The organism is Acinetobacter sp. TGL-Y2 (genome assembly GCF_001612555.1).
Classification (GTDB): Bacteria; Pseudomonadota; Gammaproteobacteria; order Pseudomonadales; family Moraxellaceae; genus Acinetobacter.
Genome location: NZ_CP015110.1, coordinates 2,017,244 through 2,042,555, shown reverse-complemented (window position 1 = coordinate 2,042,555; position 25,312 = coordinate 2,017,244). Strand labels below are relative to the sequence as shown.

General features: G+C 40.4%; 25 protein-coding genes. 19 read left to right on the top strand and 6 right to left on the bottom strand.

The window, feature by feature from the left end; all coding sequences use genetic code 11:
- The first annotated feature begins 19 nt into the window (after positions 1–19).
- The 4 genes from AMD27_RS09770 (at position 20) to gltS (AMD27_RS09755) (ending at position 4,942) form a co-directional block, all read left to right on the top strand.
- Complete coding sequence (locus AMD27_RS09770; RefSeq protein WP_067659694.1) at positions 20–985, top strand: DUF4062 domain-containing protein; 966 nt, start codon at positions 20–22, stop codon at positions 983–985.
- 100 nt (positions 986–1,085) lie between these two features.
- Positions 1,086–1,304 carry a hypothetical protein gene (locus AMD27_RS09765; protein WP_067659691.1) on the top strand — a complete coding sequence of 73 codons (219 nt, stop codon included), beginning with the start codon at positions 1,086–1,088 and terminating at the stop codon, positions 1,302–1,304.
- 227 nt (positions 1,305–1,531) lie between these two features.
- Positions 1,532–2,755: a sodium/glutamate symporter gene (gene gltS, locus AMD27_RS09760; protein WP_067659688.1), complete on the top strand. Its 1,224-nt coding sequence runs from the start codon at positions 1,532–1,534 to the stop codon at positions 2,753–2,755.
- A gap of 966 nt (positions 2,756–3,721) precedes the next feature.
- Positions 3,722–4,942, top strand: a complete 1,221-nt coding sequence (gene gltS, locus AMD27_RS09755) for a sodium/glutamate symporter (protein ID WP_067659685.1) — start codon at positions 3,722–3,724, stop codon at positions 4,940–4,942.
- A gap of 92 nt (positions 4,943–5,034) precedes the next feature.
- On the opposite strand, the gene AMD27_RS09750 is transcribed toward gltS (AMD27_RS09755), so the two are convergent.
- Positions 5,035–5,487 (bottom strand): DUF441 domain-containing protein, encoded by a 453-nt coding sequence (locus tag AMD27_RS09750; protein WP_067659682.1) that lies wholly within the window; start codon positions 5,485–5,487, stop codon positions 5,035–5,037.
- Between the two features lie 144 nt (positions 5,488–5,631).
- Between AMD27_RS09750 and AMD27_RS09745 the strand changes: the two genes are divergently transcribed.
- The gene (locus tag AMD27_RS09745; RefSeq protein ID WP_067659679.1) at positions 5,632–6,369 is read left to right on the top strand and encodes a pseudouridine synthase; all 738 of its coding nucleotides are present in this window, start codon (positions 5,632–5,634) and stop codon (positions 6,367–6,369) included.
- Positions 6,370–6,448: 79 nt separating this feature from the next.
- On the opposite strand, the gene AMD27_RS09740 is transcribed toward AMD27_RS09745, so the two are convergent.
- The 3 genes from AMD27_RS09740 to AMD27_RS09730 all read right to left on the bottom strand — a co-directional run bounded on the left by AMD27_RS09740 (position 6,449) and on the right by AMD27_RS09730 (position 8,316).
- Complete coding sequence (locus AMD27_RS09740; protein WP_067659676.1) at positions 6,449–6,892, bottom strand: GNAT family N-acetyltransferase; 444 nt, start codon at positions 6,890–6,892, stop codon at positions 6,449–6,451.
- Positions 6,893–6,986: 94 nt separating this feature from the next.
- Positions 6,987–7,292, bottom strand: coding sequence for a type II toxin-antitoxin system RelB/DinJ family antitoxin (locus AMD27_RS09735; protein ID WP_067659673.1), 306 nt, complete (start codon positions 7,290–7,292; stop codon positions 6,987–6,989).
- 106 nt (positions 7,293–7,398) lie between these two features.
- Complete coding sequence (locus AMD27_RS09730) at positions 7,399–8,316, bottom strand: pseudouridine synthase (RefSeq protein ID WP_067659670.1); 918 nt, start codon at positions 8,314–8,316, stop codon at positions 7,399–7,401.
- Between the two features lie 190 nt (positions 8,317–8,506).
- Here AMD27_RS09730 and tsaE point away from each other — a divergent pair, with 190 nt between their 5' ends.
- The 4 genes from tsaE to hfq all read left to right on the top strand — a co-directional run bounded on the left by tsaE (position 8,507) and on the right by hfq (position 12,518).
- The gene (gene tsaE / locus AMD27_RS09720) at positions 8,507–8,980 is read left to right on the top strand and encodes a tRNA (adenosine(37)-N6)-threonylcarbamoyltransferase complex ATPase subunit type 1 TsaE (RefSeq protein ID WP_067659664.1); all 474 of its coding nucleotides are present in this window, start codon (positions 8,507–8,509) and stop codon (positions 8,978–8,980) included.
- A 6-nt stretch (positions 8,981–8,986) separates the two neighbouring features.
- Positions 8,987–10,942 carry a DNA mismatch repair endonuclease MutL gene (gene mutL, locus AMD27_RS09715; protein ID WP_067659661.1) on the top strand — a complete coding sequence of 652 codons (1,956 nt, stop codon included), beginning with the start codon at positions 8,987–8,989 and terminating at the stop codon, positions 10,940–10,942.
- 6 nt (positions 10,943–10,948) lie between these two features.
- Positions 10,949–11,893, top strand: coding sequence for a tRNA (adenosine(37)-N6)-dimethylallyltransferase MiaA (gene miaA, locus AMD27_RS09710; RefSeq protein WP_067659658.1), 945 nt, complete (start codon positions 10,949–10,951; stop codon positions 11,891–11,893).
- Positions 11,894–11,984: 91 nt separating this feature from the next.
- Positions 11,985–12,518, top strand: a complete 534-nt coding sequence (gene hfq / locus AMD27_RS09705; RefSeq protein WP_067659655.1) for an RNA chaperone Hfq — start codon at positions 11,985–11,987, stop codon at positions 12,516–12,518.
- 130 nt (positions 12,519–12,648) lie between these two features.
- On the opposite strand, the gene AMD27_RS09700 is transcribed toward hfq, so the two are convergent.
- Positions 12,649–13,947: a peptidylprolyl isomerase gene (locus AMD27_RS09700; RefSeq protein WP_067659652.1), complete on the bottom strand. Its 1,299-nt coding sequence runs from the start codon at positions 13,945–13,947 to the stop codon at positions 12,649–12,651.
- Entirely contained in the window at positions 13,947–16,430 is a 2,484-nt protein-coding gene (locus AMD27_RS09695) for an LPS-assembly protein LptD (protein WP_067659649.1), read from the bottom strand. The genes AMD27_RS09700 and AMD27_RS09695 overlap by 1 nt, the downstream gene beginning before the upstream one ends.
- 119 nt (positions 16,431–16,549) lie before the next feature.
- Here AMD27_RS09695 and AMD27_RS09690 point away from each other — a divergent pair, with 119 nt between their 5' ends.
- The 10 genes from AMD27_RS09690 to kdsB all read left to right on the top strand — a co-directional run bounded on the left by AMD27_RS09690 (position 16,550) and on the right by kdsB (position 25,298).
- On the top strand, positions 16,550–17,563 hold the full coding sequence (locus AMD27_RS09690) for an aminoglycoside phosphotransferase family protein (protein ID WP_067659646.1): 1,014 nt from the start codon (positions 16,550–16,552) through the stop codon (positions 17,561–17,563).
- The gene (gene murU / locus AMD27_RS09685; protein WP_067659643.1) at positions 17,563–18,264 is read left to right on the top strand and encodes an N-acetylmuramate alpha-1-phosphate uridylyltransferase MurU; all 702 of its coding nucleotides are present in this window, start codon (positions 17,563–17,565) and stop codon (positions 18,262–18,264) included. Before AMD27_RS09690 ends, murU begins: the two co-directional genes overlap by 1 nt.
- Before the next feature lie 87 nt (positions 18,265–18,351).
- A complete protein-coding gene (gene rsmG / locus AMD27_RS09680; protein WP_067659640.1) occupies positions 18,352–18,984 on the top strand; it encodes a 16S rRNA (guanine(527)-N(7))-methyltransferase RsmG in 633 nt (210 codons plus the stop codon).
- Positions 18,985–19,009: 25 nt separating this feature from the next.
- Positions 19,010–19,792, top strand: coding sequence for a ParA family protein (locus AMD27_RS09675; protein ID WP_067659637.1), 783 nt, complete (start codon positions 19,010–19,012; stop codon positions 19,790–19,792).
- A complete protein-coding gene (locus tag AMD27_RS09670; protein ID WP_067659634.1) occupies positions 19,789–20,679 on the top strand; it encodes a ParB/RepB/Spo0J family partition protein in 891 nt (296 codons plus the stop codon). Before AMD27_RS09675 ends, AMD27_RS09670 begins: the two co-directional genes overlap by 4 nt.
- Positions 20,680–20,720: 41 nt before the next feature.
- Positions 20,721–21,347 carry a MotA/TolQ/ExbB proton channel family protein gene (locus tag AMD27_RS09665; RefSeq protein ID WP_067659631.1) on the top strand — a complete coding sequence of 209 codons (627 nt, stop codon included), beginning with the start codon at positions 20,721–20,723 and terminating at the stop codon, positions 21,345–21,347.
- Between the two features lie 17 nt (positions 21,348–21,364).
- Positions 21,365–21,787, top strand: a complete 423-nt coding sequence (locus AMD27_RS09660) for an ExbD/TolR family protein (protein ID WP_067659627.1) — start codon at positions 21,365–21,367, stop codon at positions 21,785–21,787.
- Positions 21,787–23,511, top strand: a complete 1,725-nt coding sequence (msbA, locus tag AMD27_RS09655) for a lipid A export permease/ATP-binding protein MsbA (RefSeq protein ID WP_067659623.1) — start codon at positions 21,787–21,789, stop codon at positions 23,509–23,511. Before AMD27_RS09660 ends, msbA begins: the two co-directional genes overlap by 1 nt.
- 5 nt (positions 23,512–23,516) lie before the next feature.
- The gene (gene lpxK / locus AMD27_RS09650) at positions 23,517–24,527 is read left to right on the top strand and encodes a tetraacyldisaccharide 4'-kinase (RefSeq protein ID WP_067659620.1); all 1,011 of its coding nucleotides are present in this window, start codon (positions 23,517–23,519) and stop codon (positions 24,525–24,527) included.
- A 9-nt stretch (positions 24,528–24,536) separates the two neighbouring features.
- A complete protein-coding gene (gene kdsB, locus AMD27_RS09645; protein WP_067659617.1) occupies positions 24,537–25,298 on the top strand; it encodes a 3-deoxy-manno-octulosonate cytidylyltransferase in 762 nt (253 codons plus the stop codon).
- The last annotated feature ends 14 nt before the right edge of the window (positions 25,299–25,312 follow it).

Genomic DNA, 25,312 nt, shown 5'->3' with positions numbered 1-25,312 from the left:
TATTGATTTTGAATAAAAAATGGCTAAACCTAGAATTTTTATTAGTTCAACATATTATGATTTAAGAAATATTCGATCAGATCTTGAACGTTATATTAAAGAAAGAAATTATGATCCAATTTTAAATGAAAAAGGACATATCCCATATTCAAATCTATCTAGGCTAGAAGATTATTGTTATAAAGAAATAGATAATTGTGACATATTAATTTCGATTATTGGAGGGAGATTTGGTTCCGCTGCTTTTGAAAGTGGTGGTTATTCGATATCACAAAAAGAGTTAAAAGTAGCTCTTGAAAAAGGAAAGCAAGTATATATTTTTATTGAAAAAGCTGTTTTACATGAATATAAAACTTATGAACATAATAAAGATAATGAAGAAGTTATAAAATTGATGAAATTCTCTGCGGTAAATGATATCGGGATCTATAAGTTTTTAGATGAAGTTTTTGCTTTACCAATTAATAATCAATATACAGGTTTTGAAACTTCGAATGACATTATTACTTATCTTCAAGAACAGTGGGCAAGTCTATTTCAAAGTTTATTGAGTGATGTTTCAAAACAAAAAGATTTTAAACTTATTGAAGAATTAAAAGATACAGCAAAAACATTAAAACAACTTGTGACATATCTTACAAATGAAAAGTCAAAGGGCAATGAAGCAATAAATGAAATTCTTTTCTCTAATCATCCTGTATTTAATGCTATCAGAAAAGCTATAAATACGAATATTAGAGTTTATTTTGCAAATGAAGAAGAATTGAATACACTTTTGAATGCTTTCGGATATCAGTTTGAATTATTTAGGAGTGATAAGGAGTTTCAAGTGTGGGAAAACAAAGAAGGTAAAAAAATAAAAATTGTACGAAATTTATTTACTGAGGATAAAAAATTAAAACCATTGGATATTAATGATTGGGATAAAGATATGGTTCAAGCCATATCAAAACCTGCAGACTTGGATGATGACCTACCATTTTGATACTTATATACAAACGATATGGACTTCTGTCTTTACACTTACCTTGATAAATCGTTTAATCCCTACATTGAAAAAATTATTTAAAAAGTTGATGTAACAAATGGCAAAACAGGCACGGTTTTTATGTATCGGTGGTTTTTTAAACGGTTCTGCCTTAAAAGATCAAGGTGACAGCTTTGAGTGTATTGAAAAGTCAAAAAAGATCACTTATCGAAAGCTTCAAATTAGTCATCCTGACGTTTGGGAAGACTATTACTATGTATGTGAGACAACCACAGACAAACAAGCGACAAATTGGGTGTATGACGTCAAGAATTAATCTAGACAATAGATACCCCATAATGCTTTAAAATGATGCTCAAGTTCGAAAAACTTGAGCATTTTTTCATATCAATGTTTCAATATTATTTTATAACCAGAGATTGAATGAATATTGTGCAAATAGTCACTGGTATTTATTTTTAGTGTACGCTTTTACATTTATCTAGCTGAAAAAAATCCATAATTTTGATAAAAAATGAACAAAATAAAGGGGGTATCAAGATAATGAATTTTGAAGTAGACGCTTTTGGCACCATTGTCATTGCTGTTTTTTTTCTATTTATCGGACGTTATTTAGTTAATAAAATACATTTTTTTAAAAATTACAACTTACCAGAACCCGTGATCGGTGGTTTGGTGGCTGCCATTACAGCATTTGTACTTTATAAATTTTTTAATATTAGTGCCACTTTTGATGCACAAATCCAAACGATATTGATGCTGATGTTTTTTACATCCGTCGGTTTAGGCGCGGATTTTGTCAAACTTAAAGAGGGCGGTAAGTCACTTTTAATATTTTTACTCTGCATCATTTTATTTGTACTGGTGCAAAATGCAGTCGGTATGAGCTTGGCGACCCTGCTTGGACTTGATCCGCTGATCGGCTTAATTGTAGGTTCAATTACATTGACCGGTGGCCATGGTACAGCAGGTGCTTGGGGGGCGGTGTTGGAAAACCAACATGGTATACAAGGCGCAATCGTACTGGGTATGGCAAGTGCAACCTTTGGTTTAATTATTGGTGGTGTTGTCGGTGGTCCAGTTGCCAAGTTTTTAATCAAGCGACACCATTTAAGTGAAAAATTTACAGAGGACTTAAGCCAACAGCAACTTGATGAAACTAGCGACACAGCACCCTTTGAGCATCCTAAGAAAACCCGACTCATCACAGCGACCGATGCAGTGTCTACACTCGGTATGTTTGCCCTGTGCATTTATTTTGCCAACGTAATGACTGATTTTAGTCAGGGTCAATGGTTTGAATTGCCTACATTTGTATGGGCATTAGGGGCAGGTGTAGTCGTTAGAAATATGCTGGAGCATGTGTTTAAATTCAATATCTTTGACCGTGCAATTGATGTATTCGGAAATGCATCCTTATCCTTATATTTATCCATGGCATTACTCTCGCTGCAACTTTGGTTATTGGCAGATTTGGCAGGACCGCTGATCACTATTTTAATAGTTCAAACCCTTGTTCTGATTCTATTCACTGCATTTGTTACCTTTAAAATTATGGGTAAAAACTACGATGCAGCAGTATTGGCAGCAGGGCATTGTGGCTTTGGTATGGGTGCAACACCGACTGCGATTGCAAATATTCAAGCAATCACCAATACCTATGGTCCATCACATAAAGCATTTTTAATCATTCCATTGTGTGGTGCATTCTTTATTGACATTGTAAATGCGGTGGTGATTCAAGCCATCATTAGTATTTTTGGATAATTAAAGCCTTAACGTGTTGAATGAACCCATAGAATCTATGGGTTTAGCTGAAATGTAGATTCAATTTTTAGACTTAATTTTAAGCATCTTAGGATGCTTTTTTAATTTTTAGGCATTAAAAAGCCCCATGGTTAGGGGCTAGTCGTATGCAAGTCAAGCTTACATACTGTAAGAGGCTCATCTCAAACTGAGGGTATTAGAACATATAAAACGCTAAATACCTAATTGCACCGCATAGATTCTATACAACCCATGTTTGCCATAAGCGCCATTAAAATAAGCTTCATTTTTATTATTTTGATTCAGAAAAGTATCGATCCTGTTTAAATAAACTTTAAGAGCAATTCTTAATGTTCATTTACATGAAATGAAGTCAGGGGCTAAACTTTAATGTTGATCAATTGAACAGCAAAAAGCGCTGATTTAAGCATCATTTTTCAAATAAAAGTATCTCTTATGAATTGATCTGCTTAGATTCACTTTGATTTTTTGTTGAATTAACCATCAAATAAATCCAAGTGGCGCACTTAAAACAATACTCAATCTTTTAAATCTAAAGTTATAAATAAAATTAAGGTTTTAATTTATTTACTGTTATATAAAAAGTTTTTAGAAAATAACTTATTTTAAGCACGACCATTTTTTTAGTTTTTTGAAATTATCTAAATGGGGGGAGGTTTCTGAATAAAGCTCAGCCACTTATAGTACTGCTTTATTTTAAAACTTGTATGATAAAATAAACACTTAGAATGCATTTTTTGTATTTATTTTAGCCACAGGTCGCCACTTTGCACCTGATATTTTGGCTTTTTTCCATGTTTTAAACTCAGTGTCTTTACATTTTTCAATTCCTGATCTGCGCTATAAATTTCATTTCAGACGTCTAGGGAAAAGAGAAATAGGTTATACCTATTGTAAGCATAGCTGAGTTCAAGCATTTCATGAATATATGGTTAAAGGTTACACATGACTTATCAGCTTGATGCCTTCGGTACGATTATCACAGCAGTATTTGTACTTTTAGTGGGTTATGTTTTGGTTCAGCACATCAATTTCTTTAAAAAATATAATCTACCAGAACCTGTTGTCGGTGGTTTGGTTGCAGCGGTCATTACCTTGGTGTTATTTCGCCATTTTAATATTGCGATTCATTTTAATGTCGATATTCAAAAAGCCTTTATGTTGATGTTCTTCACCTCGGTGGGGCTGAGTGCCAGTTTTAGTAAGCTCAAAGAAGGTGGTAAGGGCTTATTTGTCTTTCTAATTTGTGTGAGCATTTTTGTCATTATTCAAGATGCTGTGGGCATGGGTTTGGCAACGATGCTCGGTTTAAATCCATTGATTGGACTCATTACAGGTTCAATCACCCTGACTGGTGGGCATGGGACGGCCGCTGCATGGGGTAGTGTTTTTGAAGAGCAACGGGGCATTGAAGGGGCAATTGTACTCGGTATGGCCAGTGCAACCTTTGGTCTGATTATCGCTGGGATTTTGGGTGGTGTGGTGGCCAAGTTTTTGATTAAGCGTCATGCTTTGGCTGAGGCATTGGTGCAAACCCCTCAAAAAGATCAAGCACCACCATCGGCGATGGTGGCACCTTTTGAATATCCTGAAAAAACTCGCTTAATTACCGCCGATGATGCGGTGAAAACCTTGGGTATGTTTGCAATCTGTATTTGCTTTGCGCAGTGGATGACCGTGGTTGCAAAAGGACAGTGGTTTGAACTTCCAACGTTTGTTTGGGCTTTGGGTTGTGGTGTGGTGATTCGAAACACGCTTGAACATATCTTTCGTATTGAGCTTTTTGACCGCTGTATTGATGTATTTGGAAATGCATCGCTATCCCTTTTTTTGGCAATGGCACTGATGGGCTTACAACTCTGGATGCTGGCAGACTTGGCTGGACCTTTGGTGGTTATTCTTGCGGTACAGGCTCTGGTTTTGGTGCTGTATATTGTGTTTGTGACCTTTAGAATGATGGGCAAAAACTACGATGCGGCAGTGCTATGTGCGGGACAGTTTGGGGTGAACTTTGGTGCAACACCTACAGCGATTGCCAACATCCAAGCGGTGACCAACAGTTATGGCCCGTCACACAAGGCATTTTTGATCATTCCGCTGACGGGTGCTTTTTTTATTGATATCGTTAATGCGGTGGTGATTCAAACCATTTTGAAATTCTTTTAATACTTAAAAGTGCGTGAAGCTCGTACATTGTTAAACTTAAAAAGCCCTGTCATCAGGGCTTTTTTGTATTTTTAATTTCGCATTTGGTGTGTTTAAGATGAACCAATCACCAACGATAAAATACCCGCTGCAATTAAAGGCCCGACAGGTACACCCCTTAATATCGCAACCCCAGCAACTGTGCCAATAAGTAAGCCTGCGACCACGTTAGGTTGATTCGCCATGAGTTGAACACCACGGCCCCCTAGCCAAGCGACAAAGACACCGACCGCAATCGCCATTAAAGATTTCCAACTAAGAAAGGATTTTAAGATATCATTGCCTGCAATCGTGCCACTTGCAATAGGTGTCAGCACTCCAATGGTCAAGATAATAATGCCAATATTTAAACCATGCTGCTGTAAAAGTGGGAAAAATTCACTCAAGGGTGTAATTCGAAATACGATCAATACCGCTGCCGCAATAGTAATGGCAGTATTTTGACTGAGTACACCGCAGGCTAAAAGAATAATCAGAACGATCAGGTTAAGGTCAAGTTGAGACATACATCAGTTCCGTAGCCAAAAGGGTATTGCTTGAAAGTTGGCATAGTTTAACTGATTCACTGCAAAAGTGCGGTAGCATATAGCCTTGAGCAAAAGCCTTTAAATTTTTGCTTGGTTTATTAGATTCGATACTGGGTAGCTTTTATGATTTTGGAAAAAATGTTGCAGTCACAAGGTTTTGGCTCGCGTAAGTATTGCCAACAACTGATTAAAATCGGCGCAATTGAAATAGGTGGTGAAGTCATCACTGAACCGAAATTCAAATTAAATCTGATCGATTTAGAATATTCAGTCTATGCAAAAAGCTATCAGTACCGTGAAAAAGTCTATATTGCGCTCAACAAACCGGCGGGTTATGAATGCTCGCATCAATCTACACATCATTTTAGTGTGTTTGAATTATTTGATGAGGTGCTGTTGAATCGTGGTTTGCAATGTGTTGGGCGTTTGGATCAAGACACCACAGGGCTGTTGTTATTCACCGATGATGGTCAGTATCTGCAAGCCTTAACGCACCCCAAAAAGCATGTATCTAAAGTCTATCATATGCAAACCGCAGATCCCGTCACCCAAGACCAAGTGATCGCGCTTGAGCAGGGTGTGGAACTGAGAAATGAAACGGGTGTTTTTGCTGCTACAGATGTGGTGAAGCTTGGAGAGCATTCGCTACATTTCACAGTACATCAAGGTGTGTATCATCAAGTCAAACGCATGATGGCAGCGGTAGGGAATAAAGTAGATCAACTGCACCGTCAGCAAATTGGACTGCTTAAACTACAAAATCTTGCAGAAGGCGAGTGGGTCTATTTAAATGCGGCACAAATAGAGGCAGCACGTCACCAAGCCCAAAGTAGTCTAGAACAGCCTACAGTTGAAATTTAATACATAACCATACTTTATAAATTAACTAGATTGATGAATTCCATAAAAGCATTTTTCATTTAACTGTGGTTGTTTCAATTTACTGTAGAAAACAGTGATACGTTTGGAACTCAGTGTCTTTGACAAATCCCATTTGCTCATACAGTTCATGGGAATGATAATTATTTTTTTGAGTTTCCAGACTAATCCGAATGGCTTTTTCATGACGTGCAAATAAAATTGCGGTGTCGATCAGCTGTTTGGCTGAACCCTGCCTGCGGTAAATAGGGGTGACGTAGACATCATCTAGAATATAATAACTTGAACATGCCAGCGATGAAAAACCTAAGTACAACACGACGAAACCAGTAATGACATCATCTTTCACGTGAATGAAAATCACACTTTGCTGGTTTGAAAACCGCTGTTGAAGAAATTGGTGGGATTCTCGAATATTTGAAGATGAGCCATAAAACTGACGATACTCATCAAATAAAACTGCAAGTTTTTCTAAGTCTTCTGAAGTGGCACGTCGAACGATCACGGTTTAGCTCCTTGCAGTTTTAGCGGGTATGCAACAGAGCTAATCACAAATTCTAATTTGATTGAAAAATAAATTGTTTAAAAATGAGACAGTGTTAAGTTTTGTCACTTTCACCAAGTAGAGCATTCAGTTCTGCAAAGAAATCATCGTCATCTTCTTCAGCACGGCTTTCAGTACTCGCACCTTGTTGATTTTGCTTTATTTTTTTGAGCTTTAACAGCTGTTCCATATTAATACTTTGGTTTTCAATGGCAAATGGAATAGATTTAGTCAATACTACTTGCTTGAAAAAAAGTCGCACAGCTTGTGCAGGTGTAATCCCCAATTGTTTAAAAACAGCAAAGGCATGTTTTTTTTCGAGTGAGTCAAGTCGGACTTGATAGACTTCTGTTTTTCTCATGAATAAAACCAAACGACTTAAGAATTCAAGTTGTTATTTTAATCGAAGTATTTGTAATTTCAATCTTTTAAAGATATAAATGTGATTTATTGTCATTACATTGAAATTATAACGTCAATACCAACTCGGAACAAAAATGCATGGGTTGCTGATTGAGTGGATCTGTAAAGTAAATTTCTTTGGCTAAAAGCTGTAAAGGTGAAGAAAAATTAGTTGATGATTTATGCGTGACACGGGGGTAAAACTGATCATTTTTAATGGGAATATTGAGATGATTTAAATGCACGCGAAGTTGATGCTGTTTACCTGTAGCTGGTTTCAATTGGTAAAGTGCCCAAATCTGATCATGATCAATGAGACTAATCTCAGTGTGGCTGTTCGGCTGTCCCTCAACCACTTGCATGGTATAAAAAGGTTCACCTTTATCCATTCTTAATTCAACGCGTAAAGGGAAAATCAAATCAGCTCGATAAGGCGCTATCGCCTGATAAACCTTATGTACTTTTCGCTCAGCAAATAACTGTTGATATGCTCCGCGTGTTTCAGGACGTTTGGAAAAAAGCACCACGCCAGCTGTTTCACGGTCTAGGCGATGAATAGGGGTTAAATCTGTATAACCTGTAGTGTTCTTTAAGCGAACCAATAAAGTCTCTTGGACATATTGACCCGTTGGGCTCATGGTCAAAAAATGGGGTTTATCGACCACCAAAAGATCATTATTTTCAAACAAGATTTTCTCTTGAAATGGCACATGCGTTTCTTGTTTGAGAAAACGATAATAATAAATATGCTGATTGGGCACATACGCGCTTCGAGTAGTGAGGAGCAGGCCAAGCGAATCCATGACCAGTTTCTCTTGAAAACGCTGTTGCCACTCAGAGGCTTCAATGTGGGCAAAATGCGCGCATAAATATTCAAAAATGCTGTTCGGTAGAATCTCAAGTTGCGGTAGAAAAACTTTGCTTGCACCTACACCATTTTTCATGGGTGGTTTAAACGGAACACTTAGAGGTGAATTCGACATAAATGACATCAATAAAATGATCTAAACAGCGTAAAAAAAATGAATTTAACAGCCAAAGAATAGGATAAGAGCAGAAGCGTGCAAAGGACAATAAAATCAACATAAAGCCCCTCAACACCACTTCACCACATAGGTTTTGCAGCCATGCAATGTTATCATAGCTTTTCAATTGAATCATGTTGTGAGCATTATGCAATATTCATTTAAGCTGCATTTAAGTAATGAAAATGACACCCAAAAATTGGCAACTTTTTTAGGGCAACATATTGCACAGGGCGTTATTTATCTGATTGGGGATTTAGGTGCGGGTAAAACCACCTTAACACGCTACTGGTTGCAAAAACTGGGGCATCAAGGCGCTGTGAAAAGCCCTACCTATACTTTGGTTGAACCTTATAAAATTCGTGAGCAAAATGTCTTTCATTTCGATCTCTATCGTTTAAATGATCCTTATGAATTGGAACTCATGGGTATTCGAGATTATTTAGACATTGAACATGGATTATTTTTATTTGAATGGCCCTCTAAAGGCGGTGATGAAATTCCACAGCCAAATTATATGATCCATATTGAGAAAACCGAAGATGACGCGAAGCGTGAAGTCACCTTAACTTTTGACAGTGCCGAATTTTTAACAGCGCTAAAACAGCATTTTCCGAGTTAATTCTGTATGTCTGAAGAAATCAGTTTACGTCGTATACATGCCTTAAATCCTGCATTAGCCAACCAAATTGCAGCAGGAGAAGTGATTGAACGTCCGTCCTCCGTGGTTAAAGAGTTACTTGAAAACTCAATTGACGCGGGTGCGACCGAGCTGATTATTCGGATTGAGCAAGGGGGCAGCACCTTAATCGAAATCATTGACAATGGTCGCGGCATTCATCAAGAAGATTTGGCTTTAGCCGTCATGCGTCATGCGACCAGCAAAATCCAATCTGCTGAAGACTTACATGCGATTGTGAGCCTTGGCTTTCGTGGTGAAGCGCTGGCATCCATTGCCGCAGTATCAAGGCTCAGTTTAAGCAGCAGCCGAGATGAATCCGGCATTGGCTATCAAGTTGAAGTCAATGGTACGGCCTTTGATCATCAAGAAATTCAGGCGATTGCGGCAAAACGCGGTACGCATATCCGTGTACAGGATTTATTTTTCAATGTGCCTGCACGACGTAAGTTTCTAAAAAAGCCCACCACAGAGTTTGGTCACATTGAAGAAATTGTGCGTCGTCTTGCTCTGACGCATTTTGATATTCGTTTTGTGCTCGAGCATAACGGCAATATTCGGTTGAATTTACCCGTAGCAGACAGCGGTGAACTGCGTTTTCAGCGCGTTCAGCAATTGTTAGGTCGCTCTTTTACTGAAAATGCCTATTGGATCGACGCGGACAGTATCCATATGCGTCTATCAGGTTGGCTTGGACATCCTTCAGATGCACGTGCGCAAGGCGATTTACAGTATGTCTATGTGAATGGACGGATTGTTAAAGACAAGACCATTTCACATGCACTACGCATGGCATATGACGGTATTTTACATGGTCATCAGCATTCGGCGTATTTATTGTTTTTGGAAGTTGATCCTGAAAATATTGATGTCAATGTCCATCCGACCAAACATGAAATCCGCTTTTTGAATCAACGTGAAGTACACGAGTTTGTGCGTCATTTTGCTAAAGAAACGTTGTCCAAGTTTCAAACCGCAACCGCTGAGCTGGCGCAAGCCATGAAACAAGATGAAGCGCGGGCAGAATCAAACCCACAGATTCAGCAGCCACGCTTTCAAGAGCAATTTCAACTGCATAAAAATGCTGAGCAGATGCAACATCATGCAGCTGTGATAGAGGCTACATCTGGCGATGTGCTGTCAGATTTCAATTCAAATCGTCCGCAAGCGGTGTCTTATCCAGTACCGACCTCATTTAATCGTTCTGGGCAAATGAGCAATGCTTTAAAGAGTTATTTAGCGCCATTAAATGAGGTCGGGCGTATCAGTGTGGCTGACGAAGAAATTTCTGAGCATTCCGCACCCCGCAAAGTGGATGAGTTTCCCTTAGGGATCGCGATTGCACAATTGCATGGAATTTATATTTTGGCTCAGAACACTGAAGGCTTGATCATTGTTGATATGCATGCAGCGCATGAACGGATTTTATTGCAACAAATGAAGCTGGCTTGGGATAAACCTGATTTTTGGGTGTCTCAGCAACTGCTGATTCCGAAAGTGATCTCAATTACCCGTATGCAAGCGACCCGTATTGATGAACTCAAACCTCAGTTAGAGCGTTTGGGTTTGGATATTGACCAATATGGCGATGATCAGGTGATTATTCGCGGTGTGCCTGCGATTTTGCATAAAGCTGATTTTCATGCCTTGTTGTCTGAATTGTTAAATGATTTAGATCCAAATGATGAAGCCCAAGCCTTACAGCAAAAGCGTGATCAAATCTTAGCGGGTATGGCATGTCATGGTGCAGTACGTGCGCATCGTATGCTCAGTTTATCTGAGATGAATGCCTTATTACGTCAAATGGAACAGACTGAATTTGCTAGTCAGTGTAATCACGGACGTCCCACATGGCGTGCATTTCCACTGAATCAATTAGATAAATTATTTGCTCGAGGAGAGTAGTTGTACATGTCAAATCAAATGCCTGTCATTCAGTTAATGGGACCTACGGCAAGTGGTAAAACCGCTTTGGCATGTGAACTGTATGCACGTGGGGGCTATGAAATAATCTCTGTCGACTCTGCGCTCATTTATAAAGACATGGACATCGGTTCAGCCAAGCCGTCGAAACAAGAGCAGGCGCTGTATCCGCATCATCTAATTGATATCATTACGCCACTTGAAGTGTATTCTGCGGCGCAATTTGTAGAAGATGCATCGGGTCTGATTAATCAAATTCACGCACGAGGCAAAACCCCGATTTTGGTCGGCGGTACGATGTTGTACTATAAAGCCTTACTTGAAGGTTTGGCGGACAATTTACCCAATGCCAATGAGCAGATTCGACAGCAAATTGAAGTTGAAGCGGAGCGCAATGGTTGGGCGCATGTGCATGAGCAATTAAAGCAGGTTGATCCCGTTGCTGGTGCCAAGTTCAATACCAGTGACAAGCAACGCGTTATTCGTGCTTTAGAGGTTTTTCGTATTACAGGAAAGCCAATTAGTCTATTGCAGGCTGAGCAGCCGAAACAAACCGCATACCGTTACAATTTTCATAATTATGCTTTGCTTCCAGATCGGTTAGAATTGCACAAAAGAATTGAACAAAGATTAAAAATAATGTGGGATATCGGTTTTTTAAATGAAGTTGAGTATTTGATTGAAAAATACGATTTGAATGAAAATTTACCTGCAGCACGTTCGGTCGGTTATCGCCAAGCCTTAGATTTTCTTAAAAATAGTGATGGTGGTCACACATCCAAGCAAGAGATGGAGGATAAAGCTTTATACGCAACACGACAACTTGCAAAACGTCAATACACTTGGTTACGTTCTTTGCGAGAAGCGCACAGTTTTAAAACTTATTTAACGATAAAGCAAGCGCAAGAAGACTTGCGAAACTTATATGGATAAAGCAAAATTTAGTTACTGTCTTTTTTATAAATTTTAATTGAAAAATTAAAGATAGTTTTTGCGCTGATTTTAAATTTTTTTGGAGTATAAAATGTCTAAAGGTCAAACTTTACAAGATCCGTTCTTAAATTCTCTCCGTAAAGAACGTATTCCTGTTTCTATCTTCTTAGTAAACGGTATTAAATTACAAGGTCATATCGAGTCTTTTGACCAATACGTTGTTCTATTAAAGAACACTGTAAGCCAAATGGTTTACAAACATGCAATTTCTACAGTTGTTCCTGCACGTAATCCACGTCCTGCTGGTGCTCCTGCTGGTGCTCCTGCTGCTGGTGCTCAAGGTGGCTTCGGTGGTGCTCCTCAAGGCGGCTTCGGCGGTCAACAAGGTGGCTTCGGCGGTCAAGGCGGCTTCGGCGGTCAAGGTGGCTTCGGCGGCGGTCAAGGTTTTGGCGGTCAAGGTGGTTTCGGTGGCGGTCAAGGCGGTGGTTTTGGTGGTCAAGGCGGTTTTGGTGGTGGTCAACAAGGTGGTTTCGGTGGTCAAGGTGGCTTCGGTACAACACCTGCGCCTAACTTTGATGGCGAAACTAAGTTTGACGATACTCAAGATGACGAAAACAACCGTTAATTCAGTATTTTAAAAAAGGCGCCGAATAGGCGCTTTTTTTTGCTTCATATTTTTCGCTTTAAGTTTGAGCATAAAAAAGCCCCCTGATGCAGAGGCTTTTTAAAATGCGTTAACAGGGTTGAAGCATGATTTAAGGGGGTGTAATGCCTTTAATTTCAACATAGGTGCTGGTGCGAAGTTCACGTAACCAACTATCTAGTTCTGCTTCAAATTGGCGTTCGCCTAAGATTTGACGCGCCATGCGCTTTTGGTATTCAGCCGTCATATCTTGTTGGCGAGTATCAGTCACCTGCAAAATGTGCCACCCAAACTGAGTTTCAAACGGTTGACTTACTTTGCCAACTGTCGCATTTTGCATCGTTTTATCAAACTCTGGCACCATCATACCTGGAGCTACCCAGCCTAAGCTACCGCCATCACGCGCTGAACCTGGATCATTTGAGTAGGTCGACGCCAGCGTTGCAAAATCGCCACCAGATTGAATGCGATTATAAATACTATCAATGATCTGTTTCGCATTTTCAGGAGTAACGACTTCTGAAGTTTTAATCAGAATATGACGTGTGTTGTACTGGGGAACCAAAGCTTTTTTGTCGTTGGTTTTACGCTCAAGCAATTTTAATACATGAACGCCATCCTTCACGGTAATGAGTTCAGTGGTTTGTCCAGGATTAATTACGCTGACGCGTGCTGCCAGTTCGTCGGGAATGTCAGACAGGGAGCGCGTACCCATATCTGCACCATCAACTTTAATACTTGCAGTACTGAACTTTTTTTCCAGTGCTTTAACATCATTGCTGTTTTGCAATGCAGTCTTAATTTCAGCGGCAGTTTTATTGAGTTCTTCAGCTGAAGCAGAGCCTGAAACACGCATGTGTAAGACATGAACCTGTCCGCCGACTGCAGCTTGACCTTCAGGTGACTTCAAGAAATTATCAACGTCTTGATCACTGATTTTGATACGTGACATGACTTGTTGTTGGCGTAAGCGTTGAATGAGCAAATCATCAGCAATACGTGCACGCAAATTTTCATAGGTCCCAGGGGACACACTGTCTAGCTTTTGTTGAAAAGCTTCCAAGCTTTTTGAACCGGATTGATTGGCAACTTTAAGTACGGCTTCATTGAGACTTTTTTCATCCGCTTGAATAGCATAGCGCTTCACTTGCTCAAGCTGTGCATGATGAATAATCAGTTGATTGAGAATTTGCGCTTCTAATACATTTCGCGGCGGAACTTCTTTTTTTTGTGCTTGAATTTGATGTTGGGCTTCAGCCACACCTTGATCTAGATCACTTTTAAGAATTGCACTTTTACCCACAATCGCAATCACTTGATCGGTTGGGTTTGCAAAAGCTGACATGGATGAAGAAATAATAAGCGCTAATGCGGAAGCTTTAAAGAGTTGTTTTAAATTTTGCGTCTTCATTAATGAGTCCAATTTTGTTTAACTTTATCGAAACCTAAAATTCGATTTTCAAGTAAAGAGCTTAACTTGCTATTTAAGCCACCAAGTCCTTTGAGTGTAAATTCTGCCATGACAGCACGTTTGGGTTTTACATCTGAGTTACGTACATTGTCTAAGTCGTTGAAATAGGAGCGACCATACACGGATACACCCCAGCAGCATGACTCATAGTTAACACCGAGTAAGTATTCACGCGCCACATGATTATCCATATCATATTGTACATGACCCATTAAACGCCAATTGTCTTTTAGGGGTTGAATGAAAGAGGCCGTGACCTGATCATAATCCTCTTGGCGATCTGGAAGGTTATTTCGGTTAAAATAGCCTAAGTTGTACAGATTGCCTTGGTTGCCTGTGTAATACACTTGAAAATCACGTTGTGCATTATCACCATTCGACATCCACATAGAATTTAAGTTGACGGTAAAGTTTTCAGACAGCTGGCTGGCAAGGCTAATCACTGGACCTGTTTGTTTCTCAGTATTGAATGGATCATCTTTACTGTTGTTTAGGGTCACTTTACGATCATCAAAGAAATAACTTTGACCAATGCTTGCACGTAGGCGCTCTAAACCAATGGTGTCAAATAGGCTATAGCTCAAACCTAAAGACAAGAAGTTATTGTCTTCTAAACGGTCATGTCCATAAAAACGTCTTGGGTTGAACAGTTGGTCGTAGTTAATTGACGCCGCGGTTGAGTCGAAGTTTGGATAGCCATCCTGATTTTTATACGGTGAATATGCATAAAAAGCACGCGGTGAAAGGGTTTGTAGGTATTTCCCATCCTTTTCAAAGGTCAAACCCGTATCTAAAGTAAATTCAGGCACGATGACAGACTGATCTTCACTTTTTTTACGCTGACTTTCATCTAAACGATCAATGGTTTTTTGATCATAGAATGTATTTAAAGTTCGAACTGTGGCTTGTGGAATGAAGAATGACCACTGGTTGCGGAAGTTATAACGCGCTGAAAGATCATTATATAAACGTGTCCCACTTGGCTCATAGACATTGCTGCCATCGGTTGGCTGTGGGTTGTTTAGGTCAGCATAATTATTGATTTTCTTCTGAAAATAGGCCGAGTCATTATTAAACTCATATTCAAGCCCTTGTGGATTACCTGTGACATAGTTCACCAACAATTGGGGTAGACGTGCATAAGGACGGTCTACATCACTAATGTCAGGATCGAGCGTTTGAAAATCTTCGACCCTTAATTGTGCGCTTAAACCAGGAAGACCGTTGCCGTAGTTCAGCTCCCAAGCACGACGTTGGTTAAGTTCGGTACGGGTATTGGGGTCGTTGTCTAAATCTGCAAAATAGTCTTTATCTGAAACATAGTTATATTCAACATTGGTTGACCACTGATCGTTAAGTTGCCAAGCATGTAAGAGGTGTAAATCTTTACGATCTTTATCATCTTTTTTATCATCTGAAGGTAAGTAACCGCCCCAAATACGTCCACCACCAAAGTCTTCGGTAATATAGCGAAATTCAGCTTGCCCCATCACACCACGACCACCAATATAACGTGGAGTTAAGGTGGCATCATAGTTCGGTGCTAGGTTTAAGTAGACTGGAACGGAAAGTTCTAAGCCACCATCATTGGTATAACCAAAACTTGGGTTTAAAATCCCTGTGGTTCTGCGGTCATCAATGGGGAAGTTAAAATAAGGTACCGCCAAGACTGGAGTATTTTTAATATACAGCTTGGTGCCCTTGGTGGTTCCGCGTCCTGTATCTTGATTCAGCTCAATTTCGTTGGCTTGAATTTTCCATGTTGGGCTTTCATCGGGGGGGCAGGTGCTATAGCTGGCATTCTGCATGACCAACACATTGGGTGATGAACGCTCAATATGTTCAGCATGACCGTGACCATGTGTGGCCTCAGAAATATAAAAACTATTGTTGAGTTCGCCCGTTTGGGTTTTTAAATTGTAATTAATTTGATCGCTTTGCGCCAATAAACCAGACTGCGCCATTTGCACATTACCTTTGGCATTGGCAAAGGTTTGTGTTTGGTCAATGGTAATGGAGTCTGCTCGAATCATTCGACCCTGCTGGTCAATGACCACATTACCATCTAAAGTTGAATCACCATTAGGATTGTAATACCCCTGATCTGCGGTAATGACAGAGGTTGCATCTGCGGCATCGACCGCTTTAGTGTCAGGGCTAATCGGTGTCAGCCATGTATCTTGACAGAATTTTGCACTGCTTAAAGTCGTACTGCGCTGCTGTGCTTCTGGTGAGTCTTTACTGACATAATGCTGTTCGAAAAAATGTTGCCCCGGATAACTTTCGTTAATGACGGTTTTTAAGCTTTGATTGTCTATTTCCGAAGCAATTTCATTTGATTCGGCATAACTTGATACTGTGCTTCCGCAAAGTAAGGTCAAAATAGCAGTCGCTAAAGGATTGAATTTAAACTGTTGCTTCATTTGTCTCATTAACCAAGTATGCTGATCGCAATTAATTATTGTCGCATCATAGAGAAAAATTGGATAAGTGGCTACACTTAGCGCTTCAAATATTCAGCCTGTACTAGAATTTATAGCAAATGAATACACAACGCGAACAATTGATACAAACATGGATTACATCTGTACTTCAATCAGAGAACTGTGAAATCAAATTTTTAGCAGGCGATGCGAGTTTCCGTCGTTATGCACGAATTACTTTGAATAATAAAACATTTATGCTCATGGATGCACCTCCTGATCAGGAAGATTGTGTACCTTTTGTGACGATTGATGAGTTCTTTGATCAGCATGGGGTACGTGTGCCGCATATTCTTGCCAAAGATTTAGAGCATGGTTTTTTATTGCTTGAAGATTTTGGAGATGTGGTGCTCTCCACCTTGCTCAATGATCAGACGGTCGATGGGCATTATGCACAAAGTTTTAAACAGTTGATTCAATTGCAATCGATTGATGGCACAGGTGAGTTACCTGAGTATTCTTATGAAAAATTAATCAGTGAAATGGAACTTCTCACGGATTGGTTGTTGCCATCTCTCAAGATTCAGCCGACGCAAGATGAGACAGCACTGATCAAGCGTAGCTTTGCAATTTTAGCTAATGCAGCTGTCGCACAGCCTCAAGTGATTGTGCATCGTGATTTTCATAGTCGTAACTTAATGGTGATTGAAGGCGAAACTGAGCAGGGTGTAATTGATTTTCAAGATGCTGTGATTGGTGCGGACACCTACGATTTGATCTCGATCACACGTGATGCGTATGTGCAGTGGAATGCGGATCGTGTCTATGGTTGGTTTAAAACCTTTTATGACTTGTTACCAGATTCATCAAAACAAGACCGTCATTTTGAACAGTTTAAACAAGACGCAGATATGATGGCGATTCAACGTCATATCAAAATTTTGGGTATTTTTGTACGTTTGTTTGAGCGTGACGGTAAGTCAGGTTATTTAAAAGATTTACCGCGTGTCATGTGGTATTTGCTCGAAGAAAGTAAACCTTATACAGAACTCGCACCTTTTATTCAGTTCATGCAAACGCGTGTGTTGCCAAAAGTTGAAGAAAAGTTTGGAAAATATGAGGTGGTGGCCTAATGAAAGCGATGATTTTAGCTGCGGGTTTAGGCAGTCGGATGCGTCCTTTAACTTTATATACGCCAAAACCGCTTTTGGAAGTCGGTGGAAAGCCGCTCATTGTTTGGCATATTGAAAAGCTTAAAAGCATTGGTGTGAAAGAGATCATCATTAATTCTGCATGGCTTGCCGATAAATTGATTGGTGCATTAGGTGATGGTTCAAAATACGGTGTGACCATTCGTTGGACCCGTGAAGATGAAGGCCTAGAAACCGCAGGCGGTATTATCAATGCTTTGCCACTTTTAGGCGATCAGCCTTTTATTTTGGTCAATGGTGATGTTTGGACCACAATGGATTTTGCGCCCCTTTTAGAGATTGATTTAAAAGCAGGCTCAAATACAGATCTTGCACATTTGGTTTTTGTGCCCAATCCAGAACAACATCCAAAGGGTGACTTCACCTTGGCTACTGGTCGTGCTTATACTTTTGATCAAAAGCAGCAAGGCGAGAATCTGACCTATAGCGGTGTTGCGGTCATTCATCCCAAAATGTTCGAGAATTTGGATGCGGGCAAACGACCACTTGCGCCACTGTTAAAACAAGCCATGTTAGATGGACAGGTTTCTGCTGAAAAAATGCAAGGCATGTGGGTCGATGTGGGAACACCTGAGCGTCTGACACAGTTAGATTTACAGATTCGTCAGGGCTTATTTGATTAAGTGTGTAATCACTAAGCGTTAAATAGTGTTCCACGGTGCATAAATCGGTATACTTTGATTTAAATTTTACTTTGATGTTATCTGTTTATGCATCCATTTTTCCAAGAGTTACAACAGGGTAGTCTTAAACTTGGTTTAACACTAAGTGATGAGGCATTAAATTTATTGTTGAAGTATCAAGATTCTTTGGTGCTTTGGAATAAAGCCTACAATCTCACCGCGATTCGTGATCCAAAAGAAATGCTGGTGAAGCATTTGCTGGATAGTTTGAGTATTTTGAACGATTTACCCGAAGGTCGTTTGCTCGATATCGGTACAGGTGGCGGTATGCCGGGTATGATTGTTGCCTTGTGTCAGCCAGAGCGTCAATGTGTGTTGCTCGATTCAAATGGTAAGAAAATTCGTTTCTTGAAGCAGTTTATTGCTGATTTAAAATTAAAAAATGTGGTTGCGGTTCAAACGCGCGTTGAAAATGTCGACAGCATCGATGAGCTAGGTAAGTTCGATGTGATTACCAGTCGTGCTTTTGCATCATTAACCGATTTCGTTGAAGCTTCACGTCCGTTTATGCATGAGAAAAGCATCATTGCATCGATGAAAGGTTTGATTCCAGCGGAAGAAATTGAACAGCTTAAGCGTGAGTGGAGCTGTGAGATTGTTGAGCTTCATGTTCCACGTCTAGATGAACAGCGCCATCTACTTTTATTAAAACAGATTTGAAAAATTTCTAAGGATTGGGGTGAGCATGGCTCAAATTATTGCAATTGCGAACCAAAAAGGCGGCGTGGGTAAAACCACAACTGCGGTAAATTTGGCTGCATCTTTGGCCGTATTAAAAAAACGTGTGTTATTGATTGATATGGATTCCCAAGGTAATGCCACCATGGGATCAGGTATTCAAAAAAATGATCTACTGTATTCGGTGACGGATGTTTTGCTGGGTGATGTACCGATTGAAACCGCCATTACCAAAGCTGAAGTGGGTTATAAGGTTTTAGGTTCAAACCGTGATTTGGCTGGGGTCGAGCTTGCGATTGCGGAGCAAGACGGGCGTGAATTTATTTTGCGAGAAGCCTTAAAGCAAATTGAAGGCAGTTATGATTATATTATTGTTGACTGTGCGCCAAGTTTAAGCTTAATTACCATCAATGCTTTGGCAGCAGTAGATAGCGTGCTCATTCCAATGCAATGTGAATACTATGCTTTGGAAGGGCTTGCAGATTTAACCCAAACCATTGATCGTATTCAGCAAGCTTTAAATCCTCAGTTAGAAATTATAGGTGTGCTGAGGACTATGTATGATGCACGTAATGCTTTGACCCGTGATGTGTCAAATGAGCTTGATCAATATTTCGGTAAAAAACTATATACCACCGTTATTCCAAGAAATGTCCGCCTAGCGGAAGCGCCGGCACATGGTTTGCCGATTATTTATTTTGAAAAAAGCTCTAAGGGTGCAGTGGCCTACTTAAATTTAGCTGCTGAGATGTTAAAAAAAACCAAAGTGAAAAAAGGAAGTAAGACATGACCGTAAAAAAACGAGGCTTGGCGAAAGGTCGTGGTTTAGATGCATTATTGGGGTCGATTCAAAAAGAAAAACTACAACTTGAAGTCCAAGCGCTAGATCATGGTCAACTGAAGCAAATTGATGTGAAAGTATTGAAGCGTGGTAATTATCAGCCACGTCGATTTATTCATGAAGAAGATTTGCAAGAACTCGCAGCGTCGATAAAAAAACACGGTGTCATGCAGCCGATTGTGATTCGTCCAGTGGATGATGAACAATTTAGCTATGAAATTATTGCGGGTGAACGTCGTTGGCGTGCAGCTCAAATTGCAGGTTTGAGCACGGTTCCCGCCATTGTTCGTGATCTCACCGATCAAGTGGCGATTGCTTTGGCCTTAATTGAAAACATTCAGCGTCAAGATTTGAATCCAATTGATCAGGCCATGGCATTACAGCGTTTTCATGAAGAATTTGGTTTAAGTCATCAAGAAATTGCAGAAACGGTGGGTAAAGCACGCACGACTGTCAGCAATTTGTTGAGACTTTTGAGCCTGGCTGATCCGATTAAAGACCATATTCAACATGGTCAATTGGACATGGGGCATGCGCGCGCAATTTTGACCTTAAAGCCTAAAGATCAGATTCAGATTGCTAAAATAGTGATTGAAAAAAGATTATCTGTGCGTCAAACCGAACAGTTGGTGCGTGATTTGAATGCGCCGAAGCAAGATAAGCCGAAAGCGTCGCTCTCTTCTGATATTGAACAATTAACACAGAAGTTATCTGAACGTTTCAGTGCCGATGTGAAAATTGATCATAATAAGCACGGTAAGGGCAAGCTCGTGATTCATTATCATTCACTGGATGAGTTAGATGGGATTTTAAATATCTGTTTAACGGGCAAATAAAAAGCTTAAGTCGCTAATTTTTTAATTTTGGGGAATTAAAAATGTGGGAACTGGTTAAAGCAGGCGGTTGGTTAATGCTGCCGTTGGTGTTGTGTTCGATTTTTACCGTGGCCATTTCCTTAGAGCGGTTCATTCGCTTAAAGCGAGCTTTGGTTTTGCCGCAACATTTGATGATGCGCAAAGGTCGAAAGTTAGATGCTGTCATTAAAAGTTTAAATCAAGATCAGTCTCAATCGGCGCTGGGCAGTATTTTTAAAGAAGCCATTGAAGCCCAACCGCAAGGTGAGACTTTTGCTCGAGCTCAAATGGAAGCCACGGCATCACGTGAGATTGGCTACTTAGAAAAAAATGTGAATTTTCTAGGAACATTAAGTGCTGTTGCACCCCTATTAGGGCTTTTAGGCACGGTGGTCGGGATTATTGAATCCTTCTTGGTGATGGATTTGGCGTCAGGCACCAGTCCAACCATGATGATTCCTGGATTATCTAAAGCCTTGATTACCACGGCCGCTGGGATGTTGATTGCGATTCCTGCACTGTTTGCCTATCGTTATTTTCAGCGTTTGGTTCAAGAGTATATTGCTGAGTTAGAACAGCAATCGACTTTGTTTCACGCCGCATTATTTTATCAAAATCATACAGACGCTGAACAGTCGAACGTGGGTTAATATAAAAGGATGCTGCCATGAAATTTAAGCGTCGAAGTGTTGAAGATATTCATATTAATTTAACACCCATGATTGATTGTATTTTATTTATCTTAGTCATTTTGTTGCTGACCACCACTTTTCAGCAGCAAAGCAGATTAAACTTAAGCTTGCCCGATGCTCAAGGTGTGCCACCGAAAGAGTTCAATCATAAGGTTGAGGTCATGGTAGACTCGTCAGGGCATTATGCAGTCAATGGTCAGGCCTTATCTTCAAAAGAAGTGCCTGATTTAAGTGCTGCAATTAAACAGGCGGCAAATGATCGCCGTGATTTGATGTTTGTGATTGCAGCAGATTCTGCTGCCACTCATCAAGATGTGATTCGTGTTATGGATGTTGCTGGTCAGTTGGGCTTTGTTAACATTAATATTAGTACCAAGGTACCCACTAGAGGTTATTAGTGAATCAAGATTTTAAAGTATATATACGTCTGATCAGTTACTTAAAACAGTACTGGCCAATTGGCTTAATTGTAGTTTTTGGTTTTGTCCTTAATGCCGCAACAGAAGTCTCTGTGGCGAAGTTGTTAGAATCCATCATTAATGCCATTCAAAATAAAGACCAAAGCTTTACCAATCTTTTTCCCTTTTTAGTGGTTTTACTGATGTTCTTCCGAGGATTAGGTTTATTCCTCGGGGGGTATTATACCTCGGTCATTTCCCGGAATCTCATTTTCAATATTCGCCAAGAAGTCTTTGGCAAGCTCATGCGGTTACCTGCGCAGTATTATTTAGACAATACCAGCGGGCATATTACTGCCAAAATCATGTACAACGTTGAACAGCTCACTGCTGCAACGACAGAATCCCTGCGTACTTTACTGCAACAAGGTTTAATCACTATTGGTCTGGTGGGTTATTTGCTTTACACCAACTGGCGACTCACCTTGTGTATATTGATCTTTACCCCAATTATCGGTCTCTTAATTCGTACTGCAGCCAAACGCATGCGCAAACTCTCTAATCAAGTCCAAAACACCATGGGTGACGTCAATCATGTGGTGCAAGAAACTGTAAATGGTCACTTGGTGGTGAAGGGTTTCGGTGGGCAAAGTTACGAACAAGATCGCTTTCGTGAACGCTCACTTGAAAACCTGCGTCGTGGTTTGAAAATGGTGGCAGTACAGCAGCTCAACAGTCCTGTCGTGCAGTTCATCATGTCTTTGGCATTGAGTATGATCATTTGGATTGCGCTGCGTCCAGAGATTTTACAAGATACATCTGCAGGTCAGTTTGTGGCGTACATAACCGCCGCGGGTATGCTGAGTAAACCGATCAAAGCCTTAACCGATATTAATGAAAAATTACAACGCGGTATGGCAGCAGCTTATTCAGTATTTGAGTTACTAGATTTACCAGAAGAAGAAAATACAGGCTCTGCTCAACCTGCACTTAAAGGTGATATTCAGCTGCAGAATGTAAATTTGATTTATCCTGATGGACTACATGCCATTCAAGACTTTAGTTTGACTGTAAAAGCTGGTGAAACCGTGGCTTTGGTAGGGCGTTCAGGGGCAGGTAAATCCTCACTGGTGAATCTATTGATGCGTTTCCAAGAAGTCAGTTCGGGTCAGATTTTATTTGATCAGTATAAAATTCAAGAGATAGAAGCCACCGCACTGCGTTCACAAATCGCGATGGTGAATCAGCAAGTGGTGTTGTTTAACCGTACTGTGCGTGAAAATATTGCCTATGGTCAACTTGAAAGTGCAACCGATGAACAAGTGATTCATGCGGCAAAATCTGCCTATGCGCATGACTTTATTATGTCGTTGCCACAAGGCTATGATACGCCACTCGGCGCGCAAGGTTTGAATCTGTCTGGTGGTCAGCGTCAACGAATCGCAATTGCACGTGCGATTTTGAAAAATGCACCGATTTTGATTTTAGATGAAGCGACCAGTGCTTTAGACAATGAATCTGAATATTTTATTCAGCGTGCATTTGATCAGGCTATGCAAGATCGTACCACCATTGTGATTGCGCATCGTTTATCGACCATTGAAAATGCAGATCGTATTGTGGTGATGGACAAAGGACGTATTGTTGAGCAAGGAACACATGCAGAACTGTTAGACATGCATGGGGCTTACTATCAATTGCATCAACGAAATTTTGAGGAATAAGTCCTATGTCACTTGCGCAAAACATTCAGAATGCTTGGAATAAGCAGGCTAAGTGGTTGGTTGTGTTGCGTCCTTTGTCATGGATATATCAAGCTGGATTTCAATTCAATAAAAAAATGTTTGATGCGGGTTTAAAAACCCGCTATACCGCACCCGTTCCCGTGCTGATTATTGGTAATATTACGGTCGGTGGAAGTGGCAAGACCCCGCTACTGATTCATTTAGTCAAGTATTTACAGCGCAAAAACGTGCGTGTGGGTGTGATTAGCAGAGGTTATGGCGGTCAAGGACCTTTTCCTGCAGCCGTGACATTGGATGCTCTACCTGAAATTGTTGGCGATGAACCTTGTCTAATTGTTCAATCCACTGAAGTGCCTATGGTTGTTGGGTCAAACCGACAAGCCAGTATTGAATTATTGCTAAAGCATCATCAGCTTGATCTGATTATCAGTGATGATGGCCTACAGCATTGGGCCTTGGCGCGTCAGTTGGAGTGGATTGTACTGGACCGTAATCGAGGTTTAGGCAATCAAAAGTTATTGCCTGAAGGTTTCTTACGTGAACCTGTTGAGCGCTTAGCCCATAGCACCGTGATTGAGCATGCAGAAACGCCGCAAAGCGAGTTTAATATGCATCTACAGGTGGGGGAGCCATATTTACTCAATCCAGTGTTTGATCAGGTTGAAATGCTAGATTTAAATCAGGATTATTATGCGGTGGTCGGGATTGGTTTTCCACAGCGTTTTTATACCACATTGGAAAGTATTGGCTTACATCATTTTCAGTGTCATGAGTTTCCGGATCATCATGATTATGAAATTGATGATTTACAATTTGAAGATTCAAATCCGATTATTACCACTGAAAAAGATGCAGTAAAGCTGTTGCCCCTCCTCAAAAAGCATCCTGATTTTAATCGTGAAATTTGGGTGGTGCCCGTTGAAGCAGTATTGTCTGATGCGTGTTATCCATTGTTAGACCAGCAGTTATCTGAACTGGGTATTCAACTTTCTTAAAGGTATTCCATGAAGCATATTGTTATTCCTGCACGTTATTCAAGTTCAAGACTTCCGGGCAAACCTCTGCTTGAAATTCATGGTCGCGCCATGATTTTGCGTGTCGTCGATCAGGCTCGAAAAGTGCAAGGCTTTGATGACTTATGTGTTGCAACGGATGATCAGCGGATTGCCGATATTTGCCGTGCAGAAGATGTCGATGTGGTGATGACCCATCCAAATCATCCATCAGGAACCGATCGTTTAAGCGAAGTGGCAAAAATCAAAGGTTGGGATGCAACTGATATTATTGTCAATGTGCAAGGTGATGAACCTTTATTGCCTGCTGCATTGGTCCAACAAGTGGCACAGCTTTTGGTTGATAAACCAAACTGCTCAATGTCGACCTTGTGTGAGTCGATCCATCAGTTGGATGAGTTTCAGCGCGACAGCATTGTTAAAGTAGTGATGTCCAAGTTGAATGAAGCACTTTATTTCAGCCGTGCAAGCATTCCTTATGATCGTGATGGGGCAAAGCTTGCTCAGTCACAATTGCATTCACAGGCTTTTCGGCATTTAGGACTCTATGCGTACCGAGTGAAATTGCTGCAAGAATACGTGACTTGGGAGCAAGGCACGCTCGAACAGCTAGAAAGCCTAGAGCAACTTCGGGTGCTGGAAAATGGTCATCGTATTGCAATAGATGTGGCGCAAGTCAATTTACCTCCCGGCGTTGACACACAAGCAGATTTGGATCGTTTAAATGCAATGGATATTTCAAACTTTGAATAATGGGATGTGTGCTC

What these genes read in the sequence shown, in the direction of transcription:
- AMD27_RS09770 (WP_067659694.1), top strand. Translation starts at nt 20, where the DNA reads ATGGCTAAACCTAGAATTTTTATTAGTTCAACATATTATGATTTAAGA.
- AMD27_RS09765 (WP_067659691.1), top strand. Translation starts at nt 1,086, where the DNA reads ATGGCAAAACAGGCACGGTTTTTATGTATCGGTGGTTTTTTAAACGGT.
- gltS (WP_067659688.1), top strand. Translation starts at nt 1,532, where the DNA reads ATGAATTTTGAAGTAGACGCTTTTGGCACCATTGTCATTGCTGTTTTT.
- gltS (WP_067659685.1), top strand. Translation starts at nt 3,722, where the DNA reads ATGACTTATCAGCTTGATGCCTTCGGTACGATTATCACAGCAGTATTT.
- AMD27_RS09750 (WP_067659682.1), bottom strand. Translation starts at nt 5,487, where the DNA reads ATGTCTCAACTTGACCTTAACCTGATCGTTCTGATTATTCTTTTAGCC.
- AMD27_RS09745 (WP_067659679.1), top strand. Translation starts at nt 5,632, where the DNA reads ATGATTTTGGAAAAAATGTTGCAGTCACAAGGTTTTGGCTCGCGTAAG.
- AMD27_RS09735 (WP_067659673.1), bottom strand. Translation starts at nt 7,292, where the DNA reads ATGAGAAAAACAGAAGTCTATCAAGTCCGACTTGACTCACTCGAAAAA.
- AMD27_RS09730 (WP_067659670.1), bottom strand. Translation starts at nt 8,316, where the DNA reads ATGTCGAATTCACCTCTAAGTGTTCCGTTTAAACCACCCATGAAAAAT.
- tsaE (WP_067659664.1), top strand. Translation starts at nt 8,507, where the DNA reads ATGCAATATTCATTTAAGCTGCATTTAAGTAATGAAAATGACACCCAA.
- mutL (WP_067659661.1), top strand. Translation starts at nt 8,987, where the DNA reads ATGTCTGAAGAAATCAGTTTACGTCGTATACATGCCTTAAATCCTGCA.
- miaA (WP_067659658.1), top strand. Translation starts at nt 10,949, where the DNA reads ATGTCAAATCAAATGCCTGTCATTCAGTTAATGGGACCTACGGCAAGT.
- hfq (WP_067659655.1), top strand. Translation starts at nt 11,985, where the DNA reads ATGTCTAAAGGTCAAACTTTACAAGATCCGTTCTTAAATTCTCTCCGT.
- AMD27_RS09700 (WP_067659652.1), bottom strand. Translation starts at nt 13,947, where the DNA reads ATGAAGACGCAAAATTTAAAACAACTCTTTAAAGCTTCCGCATTAGCG.
- AMD27_RS09695 (WP_067659649.1), bottom strand. Translation starts at nt 16,430, where the DNA reads ATGAAGCAACAGTTTAAATTCAATCCTTTAGCGACTGCTATTTTGACC.
- AMD27_RS09690 (WP_067659646.1), top strand. Translation starts at nt 16,550, where the DNA reads ATGAATACACAACGCGAACAATTGATACAAACATGGATTACATCTGTA.
- murU (WP_067659643.1), top strand. Translation starts at nt 17,563, where the DNA reads ATGAAAGCGATGATTTTAGCTGCGGGTTTAGGCAGTCGGATGCGTCCT.
- rsmG (WP_067659640.1), top strand. Translation starts at nt 18,352, where the DNA reads ATGCATCCATTTTTCCAAGAGTTACAACAGGGTAGTCTTAAACTTGGT.
- AMD27_RS09675 (WP_067659637.1), top strand. Translation starts at nt 19,010, where the DNA reads ATGGCTCAAATTATTGCAATTGCGAACCAAAAAGGCGGCGTGGGTAAA.
- AMD27_RS09670 (WP_067659634.1), top strand. Translation starts at nt 19,789, where the DNA reads ATGACCGTAAAAAAACGAGGCTTGGCGAAAGGTCGTGGTTTAGATGCA.
- AMD27_RS09665 (WP_067659631.1), top strand. Translation starts at nt 20,721, where the DNA reads ATGTGGGAACTGGTTAAAGCAGGCGGTTGGTTAATGCTGCCGTTGGTG.
- AMD27_RS09660 (WP_067659627.1), top strand. Translation starts at nt 21,365, where the DNA reads ATGAAATTTAAGCGTCGAAGTGTTGAAGATATTCATATTAATTTAACA.
- lpxK (WP_067659620.1), top strand. Translation starts at nt 23,517, where the DNA reads ATGTCACTTGCGCAAAACATTCAGAATGCTTGGAATAAGCAGGCTAAG.
- kdsB (WP_067659617.1), top strand. Translation starts at nt 24,537, where the DNA reads ATGAAGCATATTGTTATTCCTGCACGTTATTCAAGTTCAAGACTTCCG.